Source organism: Bacillus sp. FSL W8-0116, from assembly GCF_038003825.1.
GTDB classification, from domain to species: Bacteria; Bacillota; Bacilli; order Bacillales; family DSM-4216; genus Bacillus_O; species Bacillus_O smithii.
Window position 1 is genome coordinate 1 of record NZ_JBBOPY010000002.1, and the last position, 24,541, is coordinate 24,541.

The 24,541-nt window shown below is 43.2% G+C and carries 27 protein-coding genes and 1 pseudogene; 23 read left to right on the forward strand and 5 right to left on the reverse strand.

Going from position 1 to position 24,541, the window contains the following annotated elements:
• Positions 1-350: 350 nt before the first annotated feature.
• Positions 351-1,313 (reverse strand): LacI family DNA-binding transcriptional regulator, encoded by a 963-nt coding sequence (locus N1I86_RS16015; protein WP_341097444.1) that lies wholly within the window; start codon positions 1,311-1,313, stop codon positions 351-353.
• A gap of 88 nt (positions 1,314-1,401) precedes the next feature.
• On the opposite strand from N1I86_RS16015, the gene N1I86_RS16020 reads away from it, so the two are divergent.
• The 3 genes from N1I86_RS16020 (at position 1,402) to N1I86_RS16030 (ending at position 2,331) form a co-directional block, all read left to right on the forward strand.
• The gene (locus tag N1I86_RS16020; protein WP_270583611.1) at positions 1,402-1,563 is read left to right on the forward strand and encodes a hypothetical protein; all 162 of its coding nucleotides are present in this window, start codon (positions 1,402-1,404) and stop codon (positions 1,561-1,563) included.
• A gap of 223 nt (positions 1,564-1,786) precedes the next feature.
• Positions 1,787-1,987, forward strand: coding sequence for a PspC domain-containing protein (locus N1I86_RS16025; RefSeq protein ID WP_003353560.1), 201 nt, complete (start codon positions 1,787-1,789; stop codon positions 1,985-1,987).
• Entirely contained in the window at positions 1,984-2,331 is a 348-nt protein-coding gene (locus N1I86_RS16030) for a phage holin family protein (protein ID WP_341097445.1), read from the forward strand. Before N1I86_RS16025 ends, N1I86_RS16030 begins: the two co-directional genes overlap by 4 nt.
• A gap of 95 nt (positions 2,332-2,426) precedes the next feature.
• On the opposite strand, the gene nagA is transcribed toward N1I86_RS16030, so the two are convergent.
• The 3 genes and pseudogenes from nagA to N1I86_RS16045 form a co-directional block, all read right to left on the reverse strand.
• Positions 2,427-3,602 carry an N-acetylglucosamine-6-phosphate deacetylase gene (nagA, locus tag N1I86_RS16035; protein ID WP_341097446.1) on the reverse strand — a complete coding sequence of 392 codons (1,176 nt, stop codon included), beginning with the start codon at positions 3,600-3,602 and terminating at the stop codon, positions 2,427-2,429.
• Between the two features lie 260 nt (positions 3,603-3,862).
• The gene (locus N1I86_RS16040; RefSeq protein WP_003353557.1) at positions 3,863-4,450 is read right to left on the reverse strand and encodes an undecaprenyl-diphosphatase; all 588 of its coding nucleotides are present in this window, start codon (positions 4,448-4,450) and stop codon (positions 3,863-3,865) included.
• A gap of 57 nt (positions 4,451-4,507) precedes the next feature.
• Positions 4,508-5,106 (reverse strand): annotated as a pseudogene (locus N1I86_RS16045) (DedA family protein).
• 935 nt (positions 5,107-6,041) lie between these two features.
• Between N1I86_RS16045 and hprK the strand changes: the two are divergent.
• The 5 genes from hprK to N1I86_RS16070 all read left to right on the forward strand — a co-directional run bounded on the left by hprK (position 6,042) and on the right by N1I86_RS16070 (position 10,079).
• Entirely contained in the window at positions 6,042-6,998 is a 957-nt protein-coding gene (gene hprK / locus N1I86_RS16050; protein WP_003353554.1) for an HPr(Ser) kinase/phosphatase, read from the forward strand.
• Between the two features lie 30 nt (positions 6,999-7,028).
• Positions 7,029-7,838 (forward strand): prolipoprotein diacylglyceryl transferase, encoded by an 810-nt coding sequence (lgt, locus tag N1I86_RS16055; protein WP_270583604.1) that lies wholly within the window; start codon positions 7,029-7,031, stop codon positions 7,836-7,838.
• Positions 7,839-7,984: 146 nt separating this feature from the next.
• Positions 7,985-8,917: a nucleoside recognition domain-containing protein gene (locus N1I86_RS16060; protein ID WP_341097449.1), complete on the forward strand. Its 933-nt coding sequence runs from the start codon at positions 7,985-7,987 to the stop codon at positions 8,915-8,917.
• On the forward strand, positions 8,917-9,570 hold the full coding sequence (gene ppaX / locus N1I86_RS16065; protein ID WP_341097450.1) for a pyrophosphatase PpaX: 654 nt from the start codon (positions 8,917-8,919) through the stop codon (positions 9,568-9,570). The genes N1I86_RS16060 and ppaX overlap by 1 nt, the downstream gene beginning before the upstream one ends.
• Positions 9,567-10,079: an acyltransferase gene (locus tag N1I86_RS16070; RefSeq protein ID WP_341097452.1), complete on the forward strand. Its 513-nt coding sequence runs from the start codon at positions 9,567-9,569 to the stop codon at positions 10,077-10,079. Before ppaX ends, N1I86_RS16070 begins: the two co-directional genes overlap by 4 nt.
• Before the next feature lie 174 nt (positions 10,080-10,253).
• On the opposite strand, the gene N1I86_RS16075 is transcribed toward N1I86_RS16070, so the two are convergent.
• On the reverse strand, positions 10,254-10,472 hold the full coding sequence (locus N1I86_RS16075) for a hypothetical protein (protein ID WP_341097455.1): 219 nt from the start codon (positions 10,470-10,472) through the stop codon (positions 10,254-10,256).
• A 341-nt stretch (positions 10,473-10,813) separates the two neighbouring features.
• On the opposite strand from N1I86_RS16075, the gene N1I86_RS16080 reads away from it, so the two are divergent.
• The 15 genes from N1I86_RS16080 to N1I86_RS16150 all read left to right on the forward strand — a co-directional run bounded on the left by N1I86_RS16080 (position 10,814) and on the right by N1I86_RS16150 (position 24,380).
• A complete protein-coding gene (locus tag N1I86_RS16080) occupies positions 10,814-11,998 on the forward strand; it encodes an ATP phosphoribosyltransferase regulatory subunit (protein WP_341097457.1) in 1,185 nt (394 codons plus the stop codon).
• Positions 11,995-12,636 carry an ATP phosphoribosyltransferase gene (gene hisG / locus N1I86_RS16085; RefSeq protein ID WP_340403400.1) on the forward strand — a complete coding sequence of 214 codons (642 nt, stop codon included), beginning with the start codon at positions 11,995-11,997 and terminating at the stop codon, positions 12,634-12,636. The genes N1I86_RS16080 and hisG overlap by 4 nt, the downstream gene beginning before the upstream one ends.
• Before the next feature lie 5 nt (positions 12,637-12,641).
• A complete protein-coding gene (gene hisD, locus N1I86_RS16090) occupies positions 12,642-13,925 on the forward strand; it encodes a histidinol dehydrogenase (RefSeq protein ID WP_270583601.1) in 1,284 nt (427 codons plus the stop codon).
• Between the two features lie 11 nt (positions 13,926-13,936).
• Positions 13,937-14,530: an imidazoleglycerol-phosphate dehydratase HisB gene (gene hisB, locus N1I86_RS16095; RefSeq protein ID WP_003353545.1), complete on the forward strand. Its 594-nt coding sequence runs from the start codon at positions 13,937-13,939 to the stop codon at positions 14,528-14,530.
• Between the two features lie 3 nt (positions 14,531-14,533).
• Positions 14,534-15,169 carry an imidazole glycerol phosphate synthase subunit HisH gene (gene hisH, locus N1I86_RS16100; protein ID WP_040341081.1) on the forward strand — a complete coding sequence of 212 codons (636 nt, stop codon included), beginning with the start codon at positions 14,534-14,536 and terminating at the stop codon, positions 15,167-15,169.
• A complete protein-coding gene (gene hisA, locus N1I86_RS16105) occupies positions 15,166-15,897 on the forward strand; it encodes a 1-(5-phosphoribosyl)-5-[(5-phosphoribosylamino)methylideneamino]imidazole-4-carboxamide isomerase (protein WP_341097461.1) in 732 nt (243 codons plus the stop codon). Before hisH ends, hisA begins: the two co-directional genes overlap by 4 nt.
• Positions 15,894-16,652, forward strand: a complete 759-nt coding sequence (gene hisF / locus N1I86_RS16110) for an imidazole glycerol phosphate synthase subunit HisF (RefSeq protein WP_341097464.1) — start codon at positions 15,894-15,896, stop codon at positions 16,650-16,652. The genes hisA and hisF overlap by 4 nt, the downstream gene beginning before the upstream one ends.
• Complete coding sequence (hisIE, locus tag N1I86_RS16115; RefSeq protein WP_341097466.1) at positions 16,649-17,305, forward strand: bifunctional phosphoribosyl-AMP cyclohydrolase/phosphoribosyl-ATP diphosphatase HisIE; 657 nt, start codon at positions 16,649-16,651, stop codon at positions 17,303-17,305. The genes hisF and hisIE overlap by 4 nt, the downstream gene beginning before the upstream one ends.
• 185 nt (positions 17,306-17,490) lie before the next feature.
• Positions 17,491-19,017, forward strand: a complete 1,527-nt coding sequence (locus N1I86_RS16120; RefSeq protein ID WP_003353539.1) for a tetratricopeptide repeat protein — start codon at positions 17,491-17,493, stop codon at positions 19,015-19,017.
• Positions 19,018-19,212: 195 nt separating this feature from the next.
• On the forward strand, positions 19,213-20,160 hold the full coding sequence (gene trxB, locus N1I86_RS16125) for a thioredoxin-disulfide reductase (protein WP_003353538.1): 948 nt from the start codon (positions 19,213-19,215) through the stop codon (positions 20,158-20,160).
• Positions 20,161-20,658: 498 nt separating this feature from the next.
• A complete protein-coding gene (locus tag N1I86_RS16130) occupies positions 20,659-21,117 on the forward strand; it encodes an 8-oxo-dGTP diphosphatase (protein ID WP_003353537.1) in 459 nt (152 codons plus the stop codon).
• Between the two features lie 17 nt (positions 21,118-21,134).
• Complete coding sequence (rapZ, locus tag N1I86_RS16135) at positions 21,135-22,043, forward strand: RNase adapter RapZ (RefSeq protein ID WP_003353536.1); 909 nt, start codon at positions 21,135-21,137, stop codon at positions 22,041-22,043.
• On the forward strand, positions 22,027-23,019 hold the full coding sequence (locus tag N1I86_RS16140) for a gluconeogenesis factor YvcK family protein (protein WP_003353535.1): 993 nt from the start codon (positions 22,027-22,029) through the stop codon (positions 23,017-23,019). The genes rapZ and N1I86_RS16140 overlap by 17 nt, the downstream gene beginning before the upstream one ends.
• A 23-nt stretch (positions 23,020-23,042) precedes the next feature.
• Positions 23,043-24,002: a DNA-binding protein WhiA gene (gene whiA / locus N1I86_RS16145; RefSeq protein WP_003353533.1), complete on the forward strand. Its 960-nt coding sequence runs from the start codon at positions 23,043-23,045 to the stop codon at positions 24,000-24,002.
• Between the two features lie 120 nt (positions 24,003-24,122).
• Complete coding sequence (locus N1I86_RS16150) at positions 24,123-24,380, forward strand: HPr family phosphocarrier protein (RefSeq protein WP_003353532.1); 258 nt, start codon at positions 24,123-24,125, stop codon at positions 24,378-24,380.
• Positions 24,381-24,541 lie beyond the last annotated feature (161 nt).

Genomic DNA, 24,541 nt, shown 5'->3' on the forward strand with positions numbered 1-24,541 from the left:
ACAAGGTGGTTCAAGGTCAAGAAATTGCTTCTATGGACATCCAAGCTATAAAAGAAAAAGTGCCTTCCATCATTACCCCGGTAGTCTTTACGAATTTAGCGGAAGGACAAAAAGTCGTACTGCGGAAACAAGGACCAATTCAGCGGGGAGATGCTCTTTTCTTAGAAATTCAATAGCATTCGCCAAGAATCGAAACCCCTATGGGACGATGAAAAATCGTTCCGTAGGGGTTTTCTTTTTCCTTGAGTACATATGGGAAAGATGACCGCTTTGCAAAACTCATATTGACTTGAGATTGAGTGTTGAATACGGCGCAGCACGAAAGTTAGTTGATCCATTTTTTGAAAAATTTAAACGGTTGAGCGTTCAACGAGTGTATAAGACATTTCCTTTTGAGAAATACGGGTGCCATCGCATGCCTGGCGAAACAAACTTCTTCCCATTTCTGAAAGCGGGATGTCGATCGTAGTCAAATTCATCAAATAGGAAATGGGTTGATTATTAAAACCGATGATCGCTAATTGTTCAGGAACAGAAATGCCTTTTTGTTGGCATTGAAGAAGCGCACCTGCAGCTACTTCGTCGCTGGTGATCACTAAAGCAGACGGAGGCTCCGACATTTTTGAAATGCGTTCTATGATATCCACTCCGTCCTCAAGAACGAGGCAGTGGTCAAAGACATAATCCTTTCTATATGGTTCGTTGATGTTTTTTAAAAAATCACGGTAAGCGCGAAGTCTTTGGTGACTGTTCGTTCCGGAAGTTCTCCCGATGCTGATGCCAATTTTTCGGTGGCCTTTTTGGTGCAGAAAATCGAGTGCTGCTTGAAAACATTGATAATGATGAATAAAAGTGCAAGAAATAGGTTTTTTTCGAGCGTCTTCGCATAAAACGATTGTCCCGTATTGTTGATATTCTTCAATCCATTCCCAACTTCCCGCCCGCGAACAAATAATCAAGGCGTCAATTTGCTTATATTTCAACATTTTGAGCGCTTCCAGTTCCCGTGGGGGTTCATAATTGGTTTGGAACAAGACTAGCTGATGATTTTGAGTGATTGCCTCATCTGCAATCCCCTCCATCAACTGTCCGAAGTAAGGGTGATTCAAAAACGGAACAGCCACTCCAATCAAATTCGTCTTGCCTTTGCTTAAATGCACGGCATTGATATTCCGATGATAATGGGATTTTTTAATGGCTTCGAGCACGGCAGCCCTTTTTGCTTCGCTTACATAGGGATGGTGGTTCAGAACACGGGAAACCGTTGTGACGGAAACACCCGCCATTTTGGCTATATCTCTGATATTGGTCATGAATCAATGCTCCTCCCTCCGTAAAATCGCTCTTGCTTTGAAACGCGTTTCATCCATTAACGTTATAGATGAAAGGGGAGATGTAGAAATGGGTTTGTTATCATTGATCATGATGTGTGGTTCTATTCTTATTTTAACATCCATTGCAGTCAAGGTAGGCGAGAATAACGGATACAGAGAAGAGAAAAATGAAAAAGATCCATTTAGTTATTTGTTTCGTGTGTATGAGAAAGAAAAAAACGATGATTGAAAAGAATATTTTTGACTAAAGCTGTTTAGCCGCGTTTTGACCCCATTTTTCCCAAGCGCTCCTATTCCATACGAAACTTGTTTTGTTTTTTTTTCGTATGCATAATGAAAGATATGGGGACTGTGATCATTGTGGAATCCAATCATCGAAAGTCGGATAAAAACGCTTTTTCGTTGAATAATAATAGTAATGAGCAAATTAATGAGGAAAGAAGGGTTTACGAGTGAAAAGATTATTTCGTTCCCGCATAGACCGCAAGTTGGCGGGAGTGCTTGGCGGAATTGCCCAAATGTTGGGAGTCGACTCCACCATTATTCGGGTTTTGTTTATTATCTTGTTGTTTCCAACAGGCTTTTTTCCATTAGCGATTACTTATTTACTATTGATGTTTGTCATGCCTAATGAAGAGGATGTTTATAGATGAGATGGCTGTTAGGCATTGTCATCAATGCGGTTTTATTTGTAGCTTTGGCTGGTTGGTTTCAAGGGTTTCACGTTTCCGGCTTTGGAGCGGCATTTGTGGCCAGCCTCATTCTTTCCATATTGAATATGTTAGTCCGACCGATCTTGATTATTTTGACATTACCGATTACGATCTTGACACTTGGTCTTTTTTTAATTGTGATCAACGCCATGACGCTGTTGTTAACCGATGCGATTATGGGAGATGCTTTTGATGTATCCGGTTTTGGTTTGGCGATCCTTGTTGTCATCATTATGTCCATTTTCAATTTAGTGGTTCAACGGGTACTGTTTGAGAAAGACTAAAAAAGCGTGCTGAAAAAGCCGTTTTGCTTTTCCAGCACGCTTTTTGGGATTCGATTGATTAAATGTCCGTTTTACGGGACAAGAAAAAGCGATATTTACTGTTCGTAGGCGATTTCCCCTCGACATAAAGTCATTTGTACTTCGTATTGTGGATTGAATACGACGATATCGGCATCTTTCCCAACGGCAAGACTGCCTTTGCGATCAAATACTTTCAGTTCTTTTGCCGGATTCGTCGAAGCTAATCGAACGGCTTGGAAAAGCGAAAGCTTCGTAAAGCGAATGATATTTTGAATGGAGTCTTTCATTTTTAAAATGCTTCCGGCTAACGTGCCGTCTTCCAAAACGGCTTTTCCGTCTTGCACGATCACATCTTGCCCGCCTAAATCGTAGCGGCCGTTTTTAAGACATTTGGCTCGCATCGAATCTGTAATTAAGACGATTTTTTCTTCTCCTTTCATCCGGACCGCTAAGTCAATCATTTCTGGACGGACGTGGACTCCATCTGCGATAAGCTCCGCTGTGAGCTGATCCAGAAGAAGGGCAGCGCCGGCAGTCCCCGGTTCACGATGGTGCATTCCTTTCATAGCGTTAAATAGATGGGTGACATGGCTTGCTCCAGCTTCTGCTGCCTTCACAACCTCTTCGTATGAAGCATCCGTATGGCCGATGGAAGCAATCACATCATGATCTGCCAAGTAGGAAATGAGTTCAGAAGCATTTTCGATTTCGGGAGCCAGTGTCACTAGCTTGATGGCGTTGTACGCAAGATCTTGCCATTTTTGAAATTGGTCAATACTTGGTTTTAAAATGTATTTTTTGGGTTGAGCGCCGTTATGCTTTTCATTGATAAAGGGGCCTTCTAGGTGGATGCCGAGTACTTCTGCTTTTCCGGGAATGTTATGTTTTTTTCTGTATTCGGCGACATTCCGGATGGCTTTTTCAATGTTTTCCGGGCTTTGCGTGATCGTGGTAGCCAGAAAGCTGGTCGTTCCTTCTTTTGGAAGGGCAGAAGCCATTGTCGTTATAGCCTCCGGAGTGGCATCCATTGTATCAGCCCCGTTGGCACCGTGAATATGGACATCAATAAACCCTGGCGAAAGAAAGGACTCATGATGCAAATCGATCACTTTTTCTCCGGGAGAGGATATATATTCCGTCATCTTTCCGATACACGTAATTTTTCCGTTTTCAATGGTTAAAAATCCGTCTTGGAGAATATCGTGTTCCAATAAGATGTTTGCTTGAATAAAGGTAAGTTTGTTTTCCATAGCAATCGCCTTTCTATTACTTAAAGAAATATTGAGATGGACTTGATGGATTCTCTTTATTTTTATTTTAGCTGCTTTTTAAATGGGATGTTTTTTATGATCGTAATGAGATTCAATCCTTTATCTTTAAGGTCATTAAGACAACAGAAATTTTTTATTAAAATGGTCCATTCTTATGGATGTAAAGAGAATTCATGTATCCGTGTTTAATCATAACACGAAGAAAGCTTATTTTCACACCATCCTCAGTGTCTCTTCATTTATGAATGTAAAGTATGCCCCGACAGACGTTTCTTCACTTTTTCTAAAATGAATTGGTAAACGGAAATCACTCTGTTGACGATAGGTTCAAAAAATCCGGAGCATTTTGAAACCACAGCGGCGACTATCACGGATACGATCATACTTCCCACTACATCAAATGGATAATGGTGACCTACCCAAACACGCGAAAGTCCCGTTAAAAAGGCAAATATGATCATAGGGGCACCTAATCGACGATGTCGAATCCACATGGCAATGGAGATGGCAAATGCCCCCGTTGCATGATCACTCGGAAAAGAAGCGTCCGCTGCATGAGGAACAAGAAGATGAACATGATGGGTCACAAACGGACGCGGTTCATAATAAACCAATGTAATCAAATAATTTCCAAGCAAGGCTAAGATTCCCGTTCCTCCGGCGTAGAGCACACTTTTTTTATACGTGGTGTTCCCTATCATCCAAATAGCCAATAATGCGATGGCATATACAAAAAGGGCATCGTTCGTGAAGAATATCATCACATCATCTAGTATCCGATTATGTCCTGAAAGACCATGGATTCTTTGAAATAATTCGTAGTTCATAAAAAATCCCTCTCCTCTATTCTAAAGTTGGTGGATCTTGTTTACATATATCTTTTTTCATATGTTTTTATATAAGAAGCGTACGATCAAAGCCAGCGCTATGAACAAAGCAGCATATCCTACAGGTCGAATATAAGCTTGAGCCATTTCCCAATGTTTCCCCAGCTTGAATCCAATAAGAGTCAACCCAATGTTCCAAGGTACGCAGCCAAGGAAAGTAAAGAAAATAAATTTTTGAACGTCCATTTTCGTGATGCCGGCGGGTAAGGAGATAAACGTACGAATAAACGGCATCATTCTTCCAAACAACGTTGCCCAACTCCCATATTTTTGGAACCAATAATCCGCTTGTTCTAAGTGTTTATATTGAAAGAGAATATATTTTCCATATTGGACAATAAATCGACGTCCTCCGTATTTCCCCGTCCAATACGCGAAAATAGACCCCGCCAAGTTTCCTAAAACCCCTGCTATTATGACTAGCAAGTGTAAAGTGCCTTTAGCGGCCAGGAATCCTCCAAATAGCATAATGACTTCGTTTGGCGAGGAATGCACATGCTTTCGATCATCATAGCGATAAAAATTCCCCGATGTCCCAGCGTGGAAATCAGCTCAGTCGCTGTATTTTCTAAAATCAGAGTCAGCTGATGCAGCATGATAAGCCTCCTTTAAAGAATCATTCACAGAACAAATGACAGTATGCTGCCATAAAAAGTTCGATTTTGATCGTTTTGGATAAACATCATGAGGTGATTGTGGTCATTAACGATGTTTTTGAAAAATTTGTGCACTTTTTTTCAATCGGTGGAAAAGGGCGCGGAGGGGAATAGACTAAAATGTCAGAAGGCCAATCATTTGTGTTCAAAAGAAGTGGTCTATACCATTGAAGGTAGTAGAGCATCTAAGCTGTTTGAGCAGTTTAGTTCCGAAAGAAAACGTGCTACAATAAAGTGAAACTTCCATCCGTGGCACACGGATGGTTAGTTGAACTAATCGGGCATATAGGGGCAGTTGTCCCCAATGGAAATTCCATCTTACCATCCAATCCCAGAAAAGGGGATTTACTGCCCCTTCATGCGGGATAAAGTGAAACTTCCATCCGTGGCACACGGATGGTTAGTTGAACCAATCGGGCATATAGGGGCAGTTATACCCGACTGAGATTCCATCTCATCATCCAATCCCAGAAAAGGGGACTTACTGCCCCTTCATGCGGGATAAAGTGAAACTTCCATCCGTGGTAGACGGATGGTTAGTTGAACTAATCGGGCATATAGGGGCAGTTATACCCGACTGAGATTCCATCTCATCATCCAATCCCAGAAAAGGGGACTTACTGCCCTTTAATGCGGGTTAAAGTGAAACTTCCATCCGAGGTAGACGGATGGCTAGTTGAACCAATCGGGCATATAGGGGCAGTTATACCCGACTGAGATTCCATCTCATCATCCAATCCCAGAAAAGGGGATTTACTGCCCCTTCATGCGGGATAAAGTGAAACTTCCATCCGTGGTAGACGGATGGCTAGTAGAATCGGGCATTCTACGAAGATCCGTTGACTGGTCGAAATCGGCTGTAAGGAGGATGCAATATGGCGAAAGTTCGGGCTAAAGACATTTTGGATGAATTTCATCTTGAATTAATCAGCGGTGAAGAAGGAATCCACCGGCCGATTACTACAAGCGATATTTCACGGCCGGGATTAGAGATGGCCGGATATTTTAACTATTATCCAGCTGAACGCGTTCAATTGCTGGGCATGACAGAATTGTCTTTTTTCCAAAGATTAGACGATGATGCAAGACGAATTCGAATGGAAAAACTGTGCGCGGATGTCACACCGGCGATTATCATCTCCCGCAATCTTGATGTTCCTCCGGAATTGATTGAAGCTTCTGAACGATATGCTGTTCCGGTGATGCGCTCGAAAATGAAAACGACGCGCCTGTCCAGCAGATTAACCAACTTTTTGGAAAGCAGGCTGGCGCCTACAACGGCTGTACATGGAGTGCTGGTGGACGTTTACGGTGTGGGAGTGTTAATTACAGGACAGAGCGGTGTAGGGAAAAGTGAAACGGCATTAGAATTGGTGAAGCGGGGACATCGTCTCGTGGCGGATGACTGCGTGGAAATTCGCCAGGAAGATATGGATACTCTTGTCGGAAGTTCCCCGGAATTAATTGAACATTTGCTGGAAATCCGCGGTTTAGGGATTATCAATGTGATGACTTTATTTGGGGCCGGAGCGGTCCGCAGCTTCAAACGGATCTCTTTAAATATTCATTTGGAAACGTGGGATGCGGCAAAAGATTATGACCGTTTAGGGCTTGAAGAAGATAAATTAAAAATTATTGATACGGAAATTACCAAGATCACGCTGCCGGTTCGGCCGGGAAGAAACCTTGCTGTTATTATCGAAGTCGCAGCGATGAATTTCCGGCTCAAACGGATGGGAGTTAATGCCGCCAAAGAATTTACAGAAAAGCTGGCCAGCGTGATCAGTGAACATGAAAACTTGCCGGAAGACGGAAATTTTGGAGGCTATTAATGGAGAAAATAGCGGCAAAGGAGTGAGTATATGCATTACCCTTTAAATCCGATTGCATTCCATTTGGGGCCTATTGGGGTGCACTGGTATGGGATCATTATCGGAACGGGCATTATTCTTGGATTAAATTTGGCCATGAGAGAATCGAAAAGGCTTGGCATGAATAAAGATTTATTTGCTGATTTGCTGATTTGGGCGATCCCGATCGCCATTCTTTGTGCCCGCATTTACTATGTTCTTTTTGAATGGAGCTATTATTCGGCTCATCCCGATGAGATCATCCAAATTTGGAATGGCGGGATCGCCATTCATGGAGCGTTAATCGGAGCGATTCTGACGGCCGTTGTTTTTGCACGCAAACGAAATGTATCTTTTTGGAAACTGGCTGATATCGCCGCACCCAGCATTATTCTGGGCCAGGCAATCGGACGCTGGGGAAACTTTATGAATCAAGAAGCACATGGGAGAGAAGTGACCAGATCGTTTTTGGAGAGCCTTCATCTGCCCGATTTTATTATTAACCAGATGTACATTAACGGAGCCTATTATCATCCGACGTTTTTATATGAATCAATATGGGATTTACTCGGATTTGTCGTGTTATTGCTGCTCCGCAAGCTGAATCCGCGGAGAGGGGAAATCTTTCTGTCTTATTTAATCTGGTATTCAATTGGCCGCTTCTTTATCGAAGGGCTCCGGACAGACAGTTTAATGTTGACGCAACATTTGCGTATGGCTCAAGTGGTATCGCTTGTTCTAATCGTCCTCGGCATCGTCCTGATTTTCGTTAGAAGAAAGCTTGGATATGCGAAGAGCCGATATAATGAGAAGGAGTCATGATGCAGGCACAATGATGATCCGGTCTAAAACATGGGGGGAATGATGGCTTTAGAGTCATCAAGGAGAAAAAATTGAATAGATTCCAAATATCTCTTTTACATACAAACTACAAGAGTGATGGGAACGAACAAAGGGGAGATGAAAGGATGCTTCTTACACTTAAAACGGGGTTATGGACGGGATTGAAAACAGCGTGGACGCTTGGGAAAATTATTTTTCCGGTCACGCTGATTGTGACGATGCTTCAATATACCCCGATTTTGCCGTGGGTGATTCATATCGTGAGCCCCGTCATGAAAATGTTCGGTTTATCCGGAGATGCCGCGATTCCGATCGTGATTGGCAATTTTTTGGGATTGTATGCCGGAATCGGAGGAATACTGTCGCTGGATTTAACCGTGAAAGAAGTGTTTATTATTGCCATTATGCTTTCTTTTGCCCACAATTTGATCGTAGAGTCCAGCGTGGCGGTTAAAGTGGGCGTGAAAATTTGGGTGATGATAACGGCCCGGCTCGGCCTTGCGTTCATTTCAGGAGTGGTCGTCAATTTGTTGTGGCAAGGTGGAAGCGAAAAGGCGCACTTTGGCATGATGCCTCATCAAGAAGAAGTTCATGGTGCAATGGCGATCCTAATGCAAGGCTTGGAAAAAGCGGGTTACGGCATTGTTCAATTGGTTGTCATTGTCATTCCCCTTATGATCGTGATTCAAATTTTAAAGGACTTAAAGTGGATAGATGTTTTCTCCAATTGGGTGTCGCCAATTACGAAAGCGCTTGGCATGAACGCGAATACTTCTATGACTTTGGCAGCTGGTCTCGTTTTTGGGCTGGCCTATGGGTCGGGAGTGATGATCCAGGCTGTCAAAGAAGATGGCGTAAGCAAAAAAGATGCGACGTTGGCGTTCCTTTTTCTTGTTGCTTGCCATGCAGTCATTGAGGATACATTGGTCTTTTTGCCGCTGGGCATTCCTGTGCAATATTTGCTTTTCATCCGTTTAATCACAGCGGTGCTGCTGACGCTTTTCGTTTCGTTTGTGTGGAAACGAGTTGAAACTGCCGGAAGAAAGGAAGCTGCTTAATGACGAAAAACATTACTACTCTATTATTTGATTTGGACGGAACACTCATTAACACGAATGAGCTCATTGTTTCCTCCTTTCTTCATACGCTCAATTATTATTATCCAAACCAATATGAACGTGAAGATGTATATCCTTTTCTTGGCCCGCCCCTTGCCGAAACGTTTGAAAAAATTAATCCTGAAAAGGCGCAGGAAATGATTCTTCGCTATCGGAAGTTTAACGTTGAAAACCATGATTTGCTGGTTACCGAATTTGAGGGTGTTTATGAGACCATTCGAACGTTAAAAGAACATGGGTTCAAATTAGCGATTGTTTCCACCAAAATGAGAGACCTCATTATAAGAGGATTAAAGCTGGCAAGGCTTGAGTCTTTTTTTGATACGATCGTTTCTTTGGATGACGTGAATCACGCCAAACCTCATCCGGAACCTCTGTTAAAAGCGCTGGAAACGCTCCGTTCCAAACCGGAGGAAGCCATTATGATCGGCGACAATTACCATGATATCGAGGGCGGAAAAAATGCCGGTACGCTTACTGCAGGGGTGTCCTGGTCCATTAAAGGAAAAGAACATCTGTTGTCTTATCATCCGGATTATATGCTGGATTCCATATACGATATTCTTGCCATTGTCGGAGTGGACCCATCATGAGGAGAACGAAGCGGTACGAAATAAAAGGCCCGAATTCTCTTTGGAATGTGTATCAAACGGTTTCGTTTTGGAAGGTATTCAAAAATACGGCCGTTATCGAAATCGGGCGCTTCGTTCCGTTTTTGCCGTTTAAAAATTGGCTGTACCGCACGTTCTTGGGCATGAAAATTGGGAAAAACGTTGCTCTTGCTTATAAAGTCATGCCCGATATTATGTTTCCCGAGTTCATCTCTGTGGGGGATTCCACGATTATCGGATATAATACCACCATTTTAGCTCACGAATATTTAATTGAGGAATACCGTCTCGGCGAGGTCCGGATTGGAAACCGCGTAATGATTGGCGCGAATTCGACGATCCTGCCGGGAGTGACGATTGGCGATGGGGCCGTCGTTTCCGCCGGTACTCTTGTCCACCGCGATGTCCCGGCTGGCGCTTTTGTCGGCGGAAACCCAATGAGGATTATTTACACAAAAGAAGAAATGCAGCTTAGACAGAAAAACGAATGATGATCAAGATGCAAGGCATGCCCGTATTTCCCTCTGCCCTGCACTTTGCGGGGCGATATTTTCTTTGTTTGTTGAGAAAGAGGAGAACGCTTTCCCTTTTTATATATGTCTGAATTTTTGGTCAATAAAGTCAAATCATCATGAAAGAAACCGATATAGCAACGATGAACTACGTTACTGCTGTTCCATCAAAAAGTTTCTTTTGCCATCCGTTAAAAAGGAAGGAGAGTGAAGCGAAATGGCTAATATTTTAGGATTGGCGGCTATTTTATTTTCAACAGTTGCCGCTGTTTTTTGGTTCCGTTCAAAGAAGACAGAAAAATAATCATCATCTTGATCAATAGATTCGAAAAGACCTATTCTCCCGCGGCTTCTAGAACAATTAGCCGGCATATTGAGTGTTCTGAAAGCCGCACCGCGGAATCTGCGTTATTTTCTTCTAACGAAGTGAAGCCATAAGAAAGATTGACACATAGTCGATCAAACTTATTCCGCTCTTTCTTATCCGCATCCTGTTTTCGTGATCGGTTTCCACTTCCGCATCTTTCCTGCTGTCATTGACCATTCGCTCTGAGAAAATGGTCTGATTTTTTGTTCTTATATGATTTCCGGAAGAATTTGCGAAAAGTCTTGACTCAAATACAAGAGGGGAGTAAACTACATATAACTTCACTTTGTTAGCATATTAGCGAACTAAAGGATTTCAGAAATTTTAATCACAGGTGATCTTGCTTATGTCCAAACTTTTTATGTTTGAAAAACCGATTGGAATGAGGGATACGCTTCCTCATATATACGAAACAAAGAAAAAAATAAAAGATCAAATTGGCCAAGAATTTAAACTGTCCGGCTATCAATTTATTGAAACTCCTGCTTTGGAATATTATGAAACGGTCGGTACGGCTTCGGCCATTTTGGATCAACAGCTTTTTAAATTGCTGGATCAACAAGGACACACGCTTGTTCTGAGGCCGGATATGACCACGCCGATCGCACGGATGGCGGCATCGAAGCTTTTAAAAGAACAGATTCCGATTCGCCTTGCTTATTGCACCAATGTTTACAGGGCGCAGCAGCGCGAAGGGGGGAGGGCGGCCGAATTCGAACAGATCGGCATTGAAAACATTGGCGATCCGACCATCAGCGCAGATGGGGAAATCATTGCTCTGCTTGTTTCTTCTTTGAAAAAAACAGGTTTGAAGCATTTTCAAATTTCGATCGGCCATATCGGTTTTGTACGGAATTTGTTTCAGCAAATTCTCGGAACAGAAGAAAGAGCAAGCGTTTTGCAAAGCTATTTATATGAAAAAAATTATGTTGGCTATAAAGAACACGTAAAGCAACTCTCACTTTCGTCTATTGACAAACAGCGTTTGCTAAACATTTTAAATATGAGAGGAACTGAAAATGTCCTTCAAGAGGCCATTTCCCTCACGGAAGACGGGAAAGGACAGGGAGCAATTGATGAGCTTAAACAACTTTGGCTTGTATTGAAGGATCATGGAGTGGAATCGTTTGTCAAATTTGATCTTTCGCTTGTGAGCCATATGAGCTATTACACGGGAATTCTGTTTGAAATATATGCGGAAGGTGTAGGATATCCTATCGGAAATGGCGGGCGGTACAACAATCTATTAGAAAAATTCGGATTCCCGACAAGCGCTACTGGTTTTGGAATCCGGCTCGATTTCCTTTTGGAAGCTATTGGAGAGCTGTCCGAGGAAGAGCCGCTGCAATGCGTTTTGTTCAGCAAAGAACGGCGCAAGGAAGCGATTGATTTTGCTAAATCCCTTCAAGAGAAAGGGGAAAGAACGGTGCTGCAAGACATTTCCGGCGTTCAAGATGTGGATCGTTTTACCGCCAAATTCAGTAAAGTTCATTTTTATATCGGGACGCCGAAAACGGAGGTGGAAGAATGAACGATACGCCATTAATCATTGCCATGCCGAAGGGGCGGATTTTTCATGAAGCAGCGGAGCTTTTGAGAAAGGCAGGCTATCAGCTTCCTCCGGAATTTGATGAATCGAGGAAGTTAATTGTCGATGTCCCGGAGGAGAATCTGCAGTTTATTTTGGCTAAGCCGATGGACGTCCCTACCTATGTGGAGCATGGTGTGGCTGACTTGGGGATTGCCGGCAAAGACGTCATGTTGGAAGAAGAACGAGATGTCTATGAGTTGTTGGATTTAAAAATCAGCCCTTGCTATCTTGCCGTTGCCGGTCTTCCCGATACGAAAATGAACGAGGTTGCTCCCAAAATTGCCACGAAATATCCGAACGTGGCATCCAGCTACTTCCGCGAACAAGGAGAGCAAGTGGAAATCATCAAACTAAATGGTTCGATCGAACTGGCACCGATTGTCGGGTTAGCCGATCGAATTGTTGATATCGTCTCGACAGGACGAACGTTAAAAGAAAACGGTTTGGTAGAGTATGAGCATATCGTGGATGTTACTTCACGGCTGATCGTGAATCCAGTCAGCTATCGTATAAAAGACGCGGCGATTGAACAAATAGTCGACCGCTTGAATCGGGTGATTTCAGAGAAAGTGGTGTGATCGATATGAGAATACAAAAGGTGACAGATGATATATCTATTCAGCGATCTGTAGACAACGGAACCGAAGAACAACGAAAGATCGTTTTAGAGATTTTGGAATCCGTCCGCCGAGAAGGGGATCGGGCTCTTCTTGCTTATACGGAAACATTCGACGGAATCAAACTCGATCGGATGCGAGTGTCCGAAGAAGAGATCCATGAAGCGATCCAAAGTTTTGATCCAAAATTGCTGAAAGTATTGGAGGAAGCGGCAAAGAACATCCGCCGTTTTCACGAAAAACAACGAAGAGAAACTTGGATTACTCAAGATGAGAACGGGACCATTCTTGGTCAGAAGTTTACACCGCTCGATTCCGTTGGTGTATACGTCCCGGGGGGAACAGCGGCCTATCCGTCGTCTGTTCTCATGAACGTGCTGCCAGCTAAAGTAGCCGGCGTCAAAAGAATTGTGATGGTGTCTCCTCCCGATCAAAACGGCAAGCTTCCTGCGGGCGTTCTGGCTGCTGCCCATATAGCCGGCGTGGAGGAAATATGGAAGGTAGGGGGAGCCCAAGCGATCGCAGCTCTTGCTTATGGCACTGAATCGATCCAACCTGTTGATAAAATTGTCGGACCGGGAAATATTTATGTCGCTCTCGCCAAAAGAGAAGTGTTTGGCAAGGTGGATATTGATATGATTGCTGGGCCGAGTGAAATTGCCGTGCTGGCAGATGACACAGCCTTGCCTCATGAAGTGGCCGCTGATCTTTTATCGCAAGCCGAACATGATCCGAGAGCAACCAGTGTTCTGGTAACGACATCCCGGACGCTTGCGGAAGAAACCGCACGTGAAGTGGAAAAACAGCTGGAACAGCTCCCGAGAAAAGAAATTGCAAGACAATCGATTGATGAATATGGAGTCATTTATCTTGCTCCTACCATGGAAAAAGCGATTGAAGTGGTGAATCAAATTGCGCCAGAGCATTTGGAAATTGTCGCTAGGAATGCGCTCGAATTGGTTCCGATGATCCGCCATGCCGGAGCTATTTTTGTCGGAAGATTCAGTTCAGAGCCTGTTGGCGACTATTTTGCAGGTCCAAATCATGTCTTGCCGACTAATGGGACGGCTCGTTTTTCCAGTCCTTTAAATGTGGATGAGTTTATAAAGAAGTCGAGCATTATTTATTACAGCGAAACGTCCTTCCGGCAAAATGCAGAAAAAATTGCTGCTTTTGCTCGCCTTGAAGGATTGGAGGCTCATGCCCGCGCAATAGAATCCAGGCTGAAAAAACCGGTTAGACCTGAGTGAGGGGGAGACAAATGGAAATCAGACGATTTGCAGAAATCAGCCGCAAGACGAACGAAACCGATATCCAATTAGCCTTTGACATTGACGGAGAGGGAAGGGCCGATCTTGATACAAATGTTCCGTTTTTGACTCACATGCTTGATTTATTCACAAAACACGGCCAATTCAATTTAACCGTCAAAGCAAAGGGCGATATTGAAATAGATGACCACCATACAACAGAAGACATCGGCATTTGTCTTGGCAGCGCCTTGAGAGAAGCGCTTGGCGACAAGAAAGGGATTAAACGTTACGGAAACGCTTTTGTTCCAATGGACGAAGCGCTTGCGCAAGTGGTGGTCGATTTAAGCAATCGCCCTCATTTTGAAATGCGCGGAGAACTTCCGAGCAGTCGGGTTGGAACATTTGATACGGAGCTGGTGCATGAATTTTTATGGAAATTCGCATTGGAAGCACGGATGAATTTGCATGTGATCCTCCATTATGGGGCGAATACCCATCATATGATCGAAGCCGTTTTTAAAGCGCTGGGAAGAGCGCTTGATGAAGCGACCATGTTGGATCCCCGTGTAAAAGGAATTCCTTCAACGAAAGGGGTTTTGTAGAGCATGATCGGAGTGATTGATTATGGAATGGGGAATCTTTTCAGTGTTTCAAAAGCGTTGGAGCGTTTAGAGGCCCCTTACATACTTTCTTCTAAAGAAAGTGAACTGGAAAAAACGGATGGACTTATTTTGCCCGGGGTGGGGGCGTTTAAAGATGCGATGAAACGTCTGCGAGAAACAGGGCTCGCTTCCTTTTTGCAAGATTATACGAAAACCGGCCGGCCGCTGCTTGGCATTTGCCTTGGCATGCAGCTGCTTTTTGAAGAAAGCGAGGAAAACGGTCTGGAAGAGGGGCTTGGCTTGTTAAAAGGAAGGGTGACACGCATTCCTTCCGACAATGGAAAAGAAACTTTTAAAATTCCGCATATGGGCTGGAACAGGCTCAGCTTTCATCAAGCGTCTCCGATTACAAACGGCGTGGAGGAAGGGTTCGTTTATTTTGTCCATTCTTACTATGCCAGCAGCATAGAGGAAGATGCGCTGATCGCTAGTGCGGATTATAATGTTCAAATTCCGGCCATTGTGGCAAAAGAAAATATTTATGGCATGCAGTTTCATCCGGAAAAGAGTGGCAAGACGGGCATGGGACTTTTAAAAAACTTTACGGAAATGATGGAAAGGTCGGGTGCTGAGCAATGAGTTTCACCATCTATCCAGCCATTGATATGAGAGGAGGCAAATGCGTTCGCCTTCTTCAAGGAGATTATGACAAAGAAACCGTTTATGGTGATTCTCCTTTCGAGATGGCGAAGAAATTTGTCGATCAAGGAGCGGCATGGATCCATATGGTCGATCTGGATGGCGCCAAAGATGGAATGCGAATCAATGACCGCTATGTTCTGGAAGCGGCTCAAAAGCTTCCGGCGAAAGTGCAAGTTGGCGGCGGCATCCGTTCGGAACAAGATGTGATCCATTATTTAGAAAACGGAGTGGATCGGGTGATCATTGGCAGTATGGCTGTTTCGAATCCGGATTTGGTTCTGGAACTGGTTCGAACATATGGATCCAAAATTGCTGTTGGCCTCGACGCAAAAGATGGATATGTGGCCGTTAACGGCTGGCTGGAAACTTCCCAAATTAAAGCAGTCGAATTGGGAAAACGGCTGGCAGAAGGCGGAGTAGAAACGTTTATTTTTACGGATATTGCGACGGATGGCATGCTGTCCGGCCCCAATATAGAAGCAGCGGTGGAATTGGCGAAAGCAACAGGTAAACAAGTCATTGCTTCCGGCGGAGTCCGTTCCCTCTCTGATTTGCAAGCTTTGAAGGCTTATGAGAATGAAGGCGTGTCCGGTGCGATTGTCGGAAAAGCCATTTATACCGGACAATTTTCACTGCAGGAAGCGCTTGAAGAGGTGAAAAGATGATCACAAAACGGATTATCCCTTGTTTGGATGTAAAAGATGGAAGAGTGGTGAAAGGAATTCAATTTGTTCAGCTTCGCGATGCAGGCGATCCGGTTGAGTTGGCGCGTGTTTATGATGAACAAGGTGCAGATGAACTGGTTTTTTTAGATATTTCCGCTTCTCATGAGGGCAGGAAGACGATGGTTGATGTTGTCAAAGCCGTCGCCTCCGAACTGGCTATTCCTTTTACCGTTGGCGGCGGGATCCATTCGCTGGACAATATGAAAAAGATTTTGCGTGCAGGTGCCGATAAAGTTTCTTTAAACACGGCTGCTGTCAATCATCCTTCTTTGATTACCGAAGGAGCAGAATATTTTGGATCACAATGCATCGTCGTGGCCATCGATGCCAAATATGACGCAGAACTAGGTTCTTGGCGGGTGTATACGCATGGAGGAAGAAAAGCTACTGAAAAAGAAGTCGTCTCTTGGGCTAAAGAAGCAGTAGAAAGAGGAGCCGGCGAAATTTTGTTAACAAGCATGGATTCGGATGGTGAAAAGAAAGGGTACGACGTTGCCTTAACGAAAGCGGTTAGTGAAGCTGTCACGGTACCGGTCATTGCTTCGGGAGGTGCCGGGAAAAAAGAAGATTTCTTGGAAATACTGACGGAGGGAAAAGCAGACGCTGCCCTTGCCGCCTCGATTTTCCATTATAAAGAAACAAGCGTGCAGGAAGTAAAACACTTTTTGCAACTCCAAGGAGTGGATATCAGATGACAGAATTTTCAATAGATCAACTTGTTTTTGATGAAAAAGGATTGATTCCGGCGATCGTTCAAAATGTGAATACAAAAGAAGTGCTCACGTTGGCTTACATGAATAAACAATCTCTGCAAAAAACGTTGGAAACGGGAGAAACTTGGTTTTACAGCCGTTCCCGCCAAAAACTATGGCACAAAAGCGAAACGAGCGGAAATACCCAAAAAGTAGTGAAAATGAAATGGGATTGCGACCGGGATGCTGTGCTCGTTGTGGTAGAACCGAACGGTCCTGCATGCCATAACGGCACGGATAGTTGTTTTGTGGACGAGTTTTACGGCGAAGAAAATCAGATCGCTTCTTATGCTATTTTGTCCGAATTGGAACAAGTGATTGCAAAACGGGATGAAGAACGTCCGGAAGGAGCCTATACCACCTATTTATTTGAAAAGGGCGTCGATAAAATTTTAAAGAAAGTCGGGGAAGAAGCGTCTGAAGTCATCATTGCCGCTAAAAACCGCAGCCATGAAGAATTGCGCTGGGAAGCAGCTGATTTGATTTATCACCTTCTTGTGCTGCTTCGAGAACAGCGATTGCCGCTTCAAGACGTCTTGGCTGTTTTGGAAAAAAGACACGAAGAAAAATCAAGAAAAAATAATGAAAATAAGTGAACATAAGCTGGCCGAGGGGCCGGCTTATTTTGCGCTGTTTCTTTCCGGAAAGAATATTAGTTGACTAAAAAGCGTTAAATAAACATTTGAAAACAGGCTTTTAATATTACAGATCGCCATATTTCGTCAGAGTTTGATATATGATATACTACTGTAGTTAATTAAGTACGTTTTGGAGGACATTTATGAGAAAAGGCTCAAATATAGAAGATGAGAAAGGGAAAATCCTTTCCTTCATCCCTACCGGTGAATATTACTTTAAAAAAGGATTAAAGGCATATAGACAAAGAAATTTAAATAAAGCAAAAAAATATTTTTCACGAGCATTTGAGTTGGAGCCTCTAGAACCTGTGATAGCCTGCCAATTAGCAATTGTGGAAACGGAACTGGGCAATTACGAAGAGTCTAATCGGTTGCTCATCATGATAGCGAATGATTTGGATCCGTTTATGAATGAAGTTCATTATTTTCTGGCAAATAACTATGCCCATATGGGGATGTTTCAAGAAGCGTTCAAACATGTGAATGAATATTTGCAAAAAGATCCTGACGGGGAATTCAGCGAGGATGCCGAAGATTTGCTGGAAGTGATTCAAATGGATGCGGAAGAAGCGGAAGACGTACTCATTGTTCAAGATGAGTTGATATCGCTGCAGGAAGAAGCGCGCAATTTATTGGAAGCCGGACAATTTGAAGCGGCGATTGAAGTGTTAAACAAAATCATTGACAACTATCCGGAATTTTGGGCAGCGTATAATAATCTTTCTTTGGCCTATTATTATTTAGGAAAAACGGATAAAGCGTTTGAAGTGATTGACAACGTATTGGAGAAAAGCCCTGGCAACCTTCACGCGCTTTGCAACACCGCCGTGTTTATGTATTATGGGAGAAATGAAGAAGAACTGCAGAAGATCATCGCCACGCTTCAAAAAGTGCGGCCAATCCTGATGGAGCATCAATACAAACTAGGTACGACTTTTGCATTAGTGGGCCGGTACGAAGAGTCGTATTTTTGGCTGAAAAACCTCTATAAAAAAGGGTTTGATGGGGATGTGAATTTTTATTACTGGCTTTCGTATGCCGCTCATCACACAGGCCATCACAAAACGGCCCGTGCGGCTTGGGAACAAGTGCTGCAGATGGCGCCGGAAAAAGACGGTTTGGAGCCTTGGAATGAAGAAGATTTTCATTTTCATCAAGGGATAGAAAATGTACCATCTTCCATCATCAAAAGATTAAACAGCGAATATATAGAAGAACGGCTTTTTGGCATGTTTTTGCTTTCGTTACGGGAAGATAAAAAAGCCATCACGGCGGATCCAAGCTTTTGTGATATTGAAAATTTAACCTTTCAAGAAAAAATTTATTTAGCTAAAGTGCTGGACATGGAATTGAAACCGATGGATGCAAGCCCTGCCATTGAAATAGGACATGGAACAGCGCAAATATTGTATGAACGTTTCCGGCCGATAGGAATCGAACAAATCGGTGTTTATTTGCTATGGTTTTCTTTTTTTGCCTCCATTCTTACAAAACGCCCAAGACTGCAAAAAAAAGAGGCGTATGCTGCAGCGATTGAATACATTTGGAAAAAACTGCGGCATCAAAAAGCGTCTCAAAAAGAAGTGGCTGAAATTTATCATATCTCTCCCGCCACTTTGCGTCGATACATTCAAGCCATCAAAAAAGAAATCTCCGGTATAAGCATATAGTTGGACGCAATTTCTTTTGTCTTATAGGATAGAGATAGCAGGAGATAATAAAGCAAAGATGTATGCTTCAATAGTAAATTTGAATTACTTGCTTATCAGTCTCTGTAAACGCGAGAGCACGATTTGACTCTCAGTCTCGAATAAACGTCTTTCGGAACAAAAAATATGTACAAATGAGAAAAGGGAGTGTCTTACGTGGCGGAAGAGAAAATTTACGATGTCATTATTATTGGTGCCGGCCCGGCAGGAATGACAGCTGCTGTGTATGCCTCGAGAGCCAATATGTCTACGTTGATGATTGAAAGAGGCGTTCCGGGCGGTCAGATGACGAATACGGAAGAAATAGAAAATTATCCTGGATATGACAGCATTTTAGGACCTGAATTATCCAACAAAATGTTCGAACACGCCAAAAAATTTGGTGCAGAATACGCTTATGGCGATATTAAACAAATTATTGACGGCGAAGAATATAAAACGGTAGACGCCGGTACGAAACAATTTAAGGCTCGGTCCATCATTATTGCGACAGGAGCACAGTTTAAGAAATTAGGGGTTCCCGGTGAATCGGAATTTGGCGGACGCGGCGTTTCCTACTGTGCGGTTTGCGATGGCGCCTTTTTCAAAGGAAGAGAACTGGTTGTGGTCGGCGGTGGAGACTCCGCTGTGGAAGAAGGCGTTTATTTAACTCGCTTTGCCAGCAAAGTAACCATTGTCCATCGTCGCGACAAGCTTCGCGCTCAAAAAATTCTCCAACAACGCGCTTTTGAAAACGAAAAAATTGACTTTATTTGGAACCACACCGTTAAGGAAATTCATGGAAAAGACGGCAAAGTGAACGCTGTAACATTGGTCAATACCGTAACGGGTGAAGAAAAAGAATTCAAAACGGACGGAGTCTTTGTTTATATCGGAATGGTTCCGTTGACAAAGCCGTTTGAAAACTTGAATATTACCAATGAAGCCGGATATATTGTAACGAATGAACTAATGGAAACAAGCGTTCCTGGAGTGTTTGCCGCAGGAGATGTCCGAGAAAAGAATCTTCGCCAAATTGTCACGGCAACCGGAGATGGAAGCATCGCAGCTCAAAGCGCCCAACGCTATGTGGAAGAATTAAAAGAAAAATTGGGCGTGAAATAAGAAGGGAATATTTGTTAATCTTCATAAAAGCTTAATTATGTTGTAATCAATCTGCAACAATGATGCTGTATAGTAAAGGCAGATGAAATTCCCCTCTTTTTTAAAAGAATCCCTTTTTGAAACACAGGTGTTGCAGCCTGTGTTTTTTTCTTAGAAAAAATATCGGTTTTGCATTTGAATTGAGTACCTGTCTTCATTCATAGTATAATAAAAAGAATAAGGTGGAACTTAGTTGACCGCATATAGGGGCAGTTGCTCCAGTCTTAGGACTTATAGTCTTCTAGTCAAGAGTGCCCCTTAGTGCGGGATAAAGTGAAACTTCCATCAGCGGTGCTTCACGACCCCTGATGGTTAGTAGAACCAATCGGGCACATAGGGGCAGTTGTCCCCAAGTTTACAGCTTTTCGTTTCCTTCAAAACAAGAGAAGGACTTACTGCCCCTTGGTGCGGGGAAAAGATAACAGAAAAACGGTTTTCAGCGGCCATTGAGGTGAGAACATGCAACGAGTAACAAATTGTCTATTAATAAAAGATGAAAAAGTGCTGCTTCTGCAAAAACCGCGCAGAGGATGGTGGGTGGCTCCCGGTGGAAAAATGGAATCAGGCGAATCCATTAAAGAAGCGGTCATCCGTGAATTTCGGGAAGAGACCGGCATCTACCTTCGAAATCCGAATGTAAAAGGGATCTTTACCATTCTGATAAAAGAAGGAGAAAAAATCACTTCAGAATGGATGTTGTTTACTTTTTTCGCTACAGAAAGCGAGGGATTATCCCTTAAGACATCCGAAGAAGGAAACCTTGCCTGGCATCCGATTGACTCCATTCATACGCTGCCGATGGCGGAAGGGGACCGGCATATTTTGGATTATATGATTCACGGAAAAGGAATGATTTACGGAACCTTTACATACACGCCTGATTTTCAACTGTTATCCTATCGTTTAGATCCAAGTTAAATGAAGGGGGTTCCACGATGAGCTCACAGTCAAAAACAACGGATATCCAATTAGTGATTATTACTGGAATGTCGGGGGCGGGAAAAACAGTTGCCATCCAAAGTTTCGAAGATCTTGGCTATTATTGTGTAGATAATCTTCCGCCTACACTGTTGCCGAAATTTTTGGAACTCATGAAAGACACTGGTCATAAAATAAACAAAGCTGCTATTGTTATGGATCTAAGGGGCAGAGACTTTTTTGAACATTTGTTTAAAGCGTTGGATGACATGGCAGAGATTGATTGGGTCAGCCCGCAAATCTTGTTTTTAGATGCCGATGATTCTGTTCTTGTGCGCCGTTATAAAGAAACGCGTCGATCGCACCCGCTGGCTCCTTCGGGACTGCCTCTTGAAGGTATTCAGCAGGAAAGAAAGCTGTTGGAAGATTTGAAGGGTCGTGCCCAGCTGATTTACAATACTTCCAATATGAAACCGAAAGACTTGCGGGATAAGATCATAACAGAATTTTCCGCGAATAAACAGTCGATCTTTACTGTGAATGTCATGTCATTTGGATTTAAACACGGAATTCCTATTGATGCGGATCTGGTATTTGACGTTCGATTTTTGCCCAATCCGTATTACATTGACCATATGCGAAAAAAAACAGGCATGGATGATGAAGTGTATAATTATGTGCTCAAGTGGAGTGATACACAAAAATTTTTAGGAAAAGTAACCGATTTGCTTGCTTTTATGCTTCCTCATTACAAGAGGGAAGGAAAACGTCAGGTGGTTATTGCCATAGGATGTACCGGAGGGCAGCATCGTTCGGTTGCACTGGCTGAATATATCGGCCATTATTTTGAAAAAGACTACCAAACACGCATCAGCCATCGCGATATTAAAAAAGAAAGGAAAGGACAACATGAATCCTGCTTCTGATAAGAAAGTGGTTGTCATCGGCGGTGGAACGGGCCTTCCTGTTTTGCTGCGCGGGTTGAAAAAATATCCTATTGATTTGTCAGCCATTGTGACCGTAGCGGATGATGGCGGGAGCTCCGGAAGATTAAGAAATGATTTGTCCATTCCGCCTCCCGGAGATATCCGCAACGTGTTGGCTGCCCTGTCAGAAGTGGAACCGCTGATTGAACAACTTTTTCAGCATCGGTTCACGACTTCAAATGAACTGTGTGGGCATTCTCTTGGAAATTTGATGATTGCCGCGTTAACCTCGATTAAGGGGGATTTTGTGCGAGCGGTTCAAGAAATGAGCCGTGTCTTAAATGTGCGCGGAAAAGTACTTCCGGCAGCCAATGAAAGTGTAGTATTGCATGCAGTGATGGACGATGGTACCATCGTTTCAGGAGAATCAAAAATTCCATATTCCGGAAAAAGGATACGGAGAGTATTTTTAACTCCGGATAATGTGGCACCGCTTCCAGAAACGATTACGGCTATTCGGGAAGCTGATTTAATTGTTGTCGGTCCGGGAAGTTTGTACACAAGCATTCTTCCTAATTTGCTGGTATCGGAAATTGGACGGGAAGTATCCCGGGCGAAAGCGCATAAAGTGTATATATGCAATTTGATGACTCAGGCAGGGGAAACGCTTGATTATACGGCAAGCGATCACGTAAAGGCGATCCACCGCCATTTGAATCAGCCTTGTATTGATACGATTTTAGTCAATAAAACACCAATACCGGAAGAAATTCAAAAAAGGTATGAAAAAGAACTGGCCAAGCCTGTTATATTTGACCCGGATGAGCTTCGGGCTCTTGGTTTGAACATTCTTTATGAAGAAATCGTCTCTGTGAAGGATGGAATCATTCGACATGACACCGATCGAGTTGCTCAAATATTATACTCGTTATTGGTAAAAATAACTGAAAACGGATCTGAGCTAAGCAGACGATAGTCTCAGAATGGGAGGTGGCGGGGATGTCGTTTGCTTCGGAAACAAAAAAGGAACTGACCACTTTGGAAGTAAAGGAATGCTGTGCTCGTGCCGAACTTTCGGCGCTCATTCGAATGAACGGGGCACTTTCCTTTTCCAATCGGCTTTTGGTTGTCAACGTTCAGACTGAAAATGCAGCCATCGCCCGACGAATTTACGTTCTGATTAAAAAATTGTACGATGTGCCGGTCGAATTGCTTGTTCGTAAAAAAATGCGGCTTAAGAAGAACAATGTTTATATCGTCCGCTTAAAAGAAAAAGCGAAGCAAATTTTAGAGGACTTGTATATACTCGGGGAAAATTTTTCGTTTATTCATGACATTTCCCCGGAATTGATAAAAAAGAAGTGCTGTCGTCGGTCGTACTTGCGAGGAGCGTTTTTAGCGGGTGGGTCTGTGAATAATCCGGAAACATCTTCTTATCATTTAGAAATTTTTTCCCTTTATAAAGAGCATAATGATTCATTGTGTGAAGTAATGAACACCTTTTATCTCAACAGCAAAACGCTGGAAAGAAAAAAAGGATATATCACCTATTTAAAGGAAGCCGAGAAAATTGCTGAATTTCTCAATATTGTCGGCGCCCATAAAGCGTTGCTCCGCTTTGAAGATGTCCGCATTATGCGCGATATGCGCAACTCGGTGAATCGTCTTGTCAACTGTGAAACAGCGAATTTAAATAAGACGATTGGCGCAGCGCTAAGGCAAGTGGAGAACATTCGTTATATCCAAGAAACCGTTGGATTGGACATTTTACCGGAAAAATTAAGAGAAATCGCTGAGCTTCGAGTGGAACACCAAGATGTAACGTTGAAAGAGTTAGGTGAATTGGTATCCGGAGGGAAAATCAGTAAATCCGGCATTAATCACCGCCTAAGAAAAATTGATGAGATCGCTGAAAAATTGCGGGCCGGCGAAACCATTACGAAAAAACATCAAGCATGAAAAAAGCCGGTGCGGCTGGCAAAACCGAGCAAAATGTTTGCGGCTCCTTAGCCAACCGATGTGTGATGACACGGGTGGCGAAGGGCCGCAGTTGAATCATAAAAAAAGGGGTTGTGAAAAATGATTCAAAAGATGGTGGAAGTTAAGCTGAAAACGGGATTGCAATCGCGGCCTGCTGCTTTATTTGTACAAGAGGCCAACCGGTTTTCATCGGAAATTTATGTAGAAAAAGACGAAAAAAGAGTGAATGCCAAAAGCATCATGGGAATTATGAGTTTGGCAGTCGGATCGGGTACGAAGATCCGGTTAATCGCTGATGGTCATGATGAAGACAAAGCATTGGAAGCGTTAACGGAATTTCTTGAAAATGAAGATTAACAAAACAGGCTGATACTTTTGATGAAGTATCAGCCTGTTATATTTGGCTTTCTGGGCTTGATGGTGAGGGAACCGAACCAAATTCGTCTTATCCGCCTTAACCACTGGACTCTCTCTATTCCTGATGTTAGGAAAAGACAATCCATCGAACGAGGCGATTC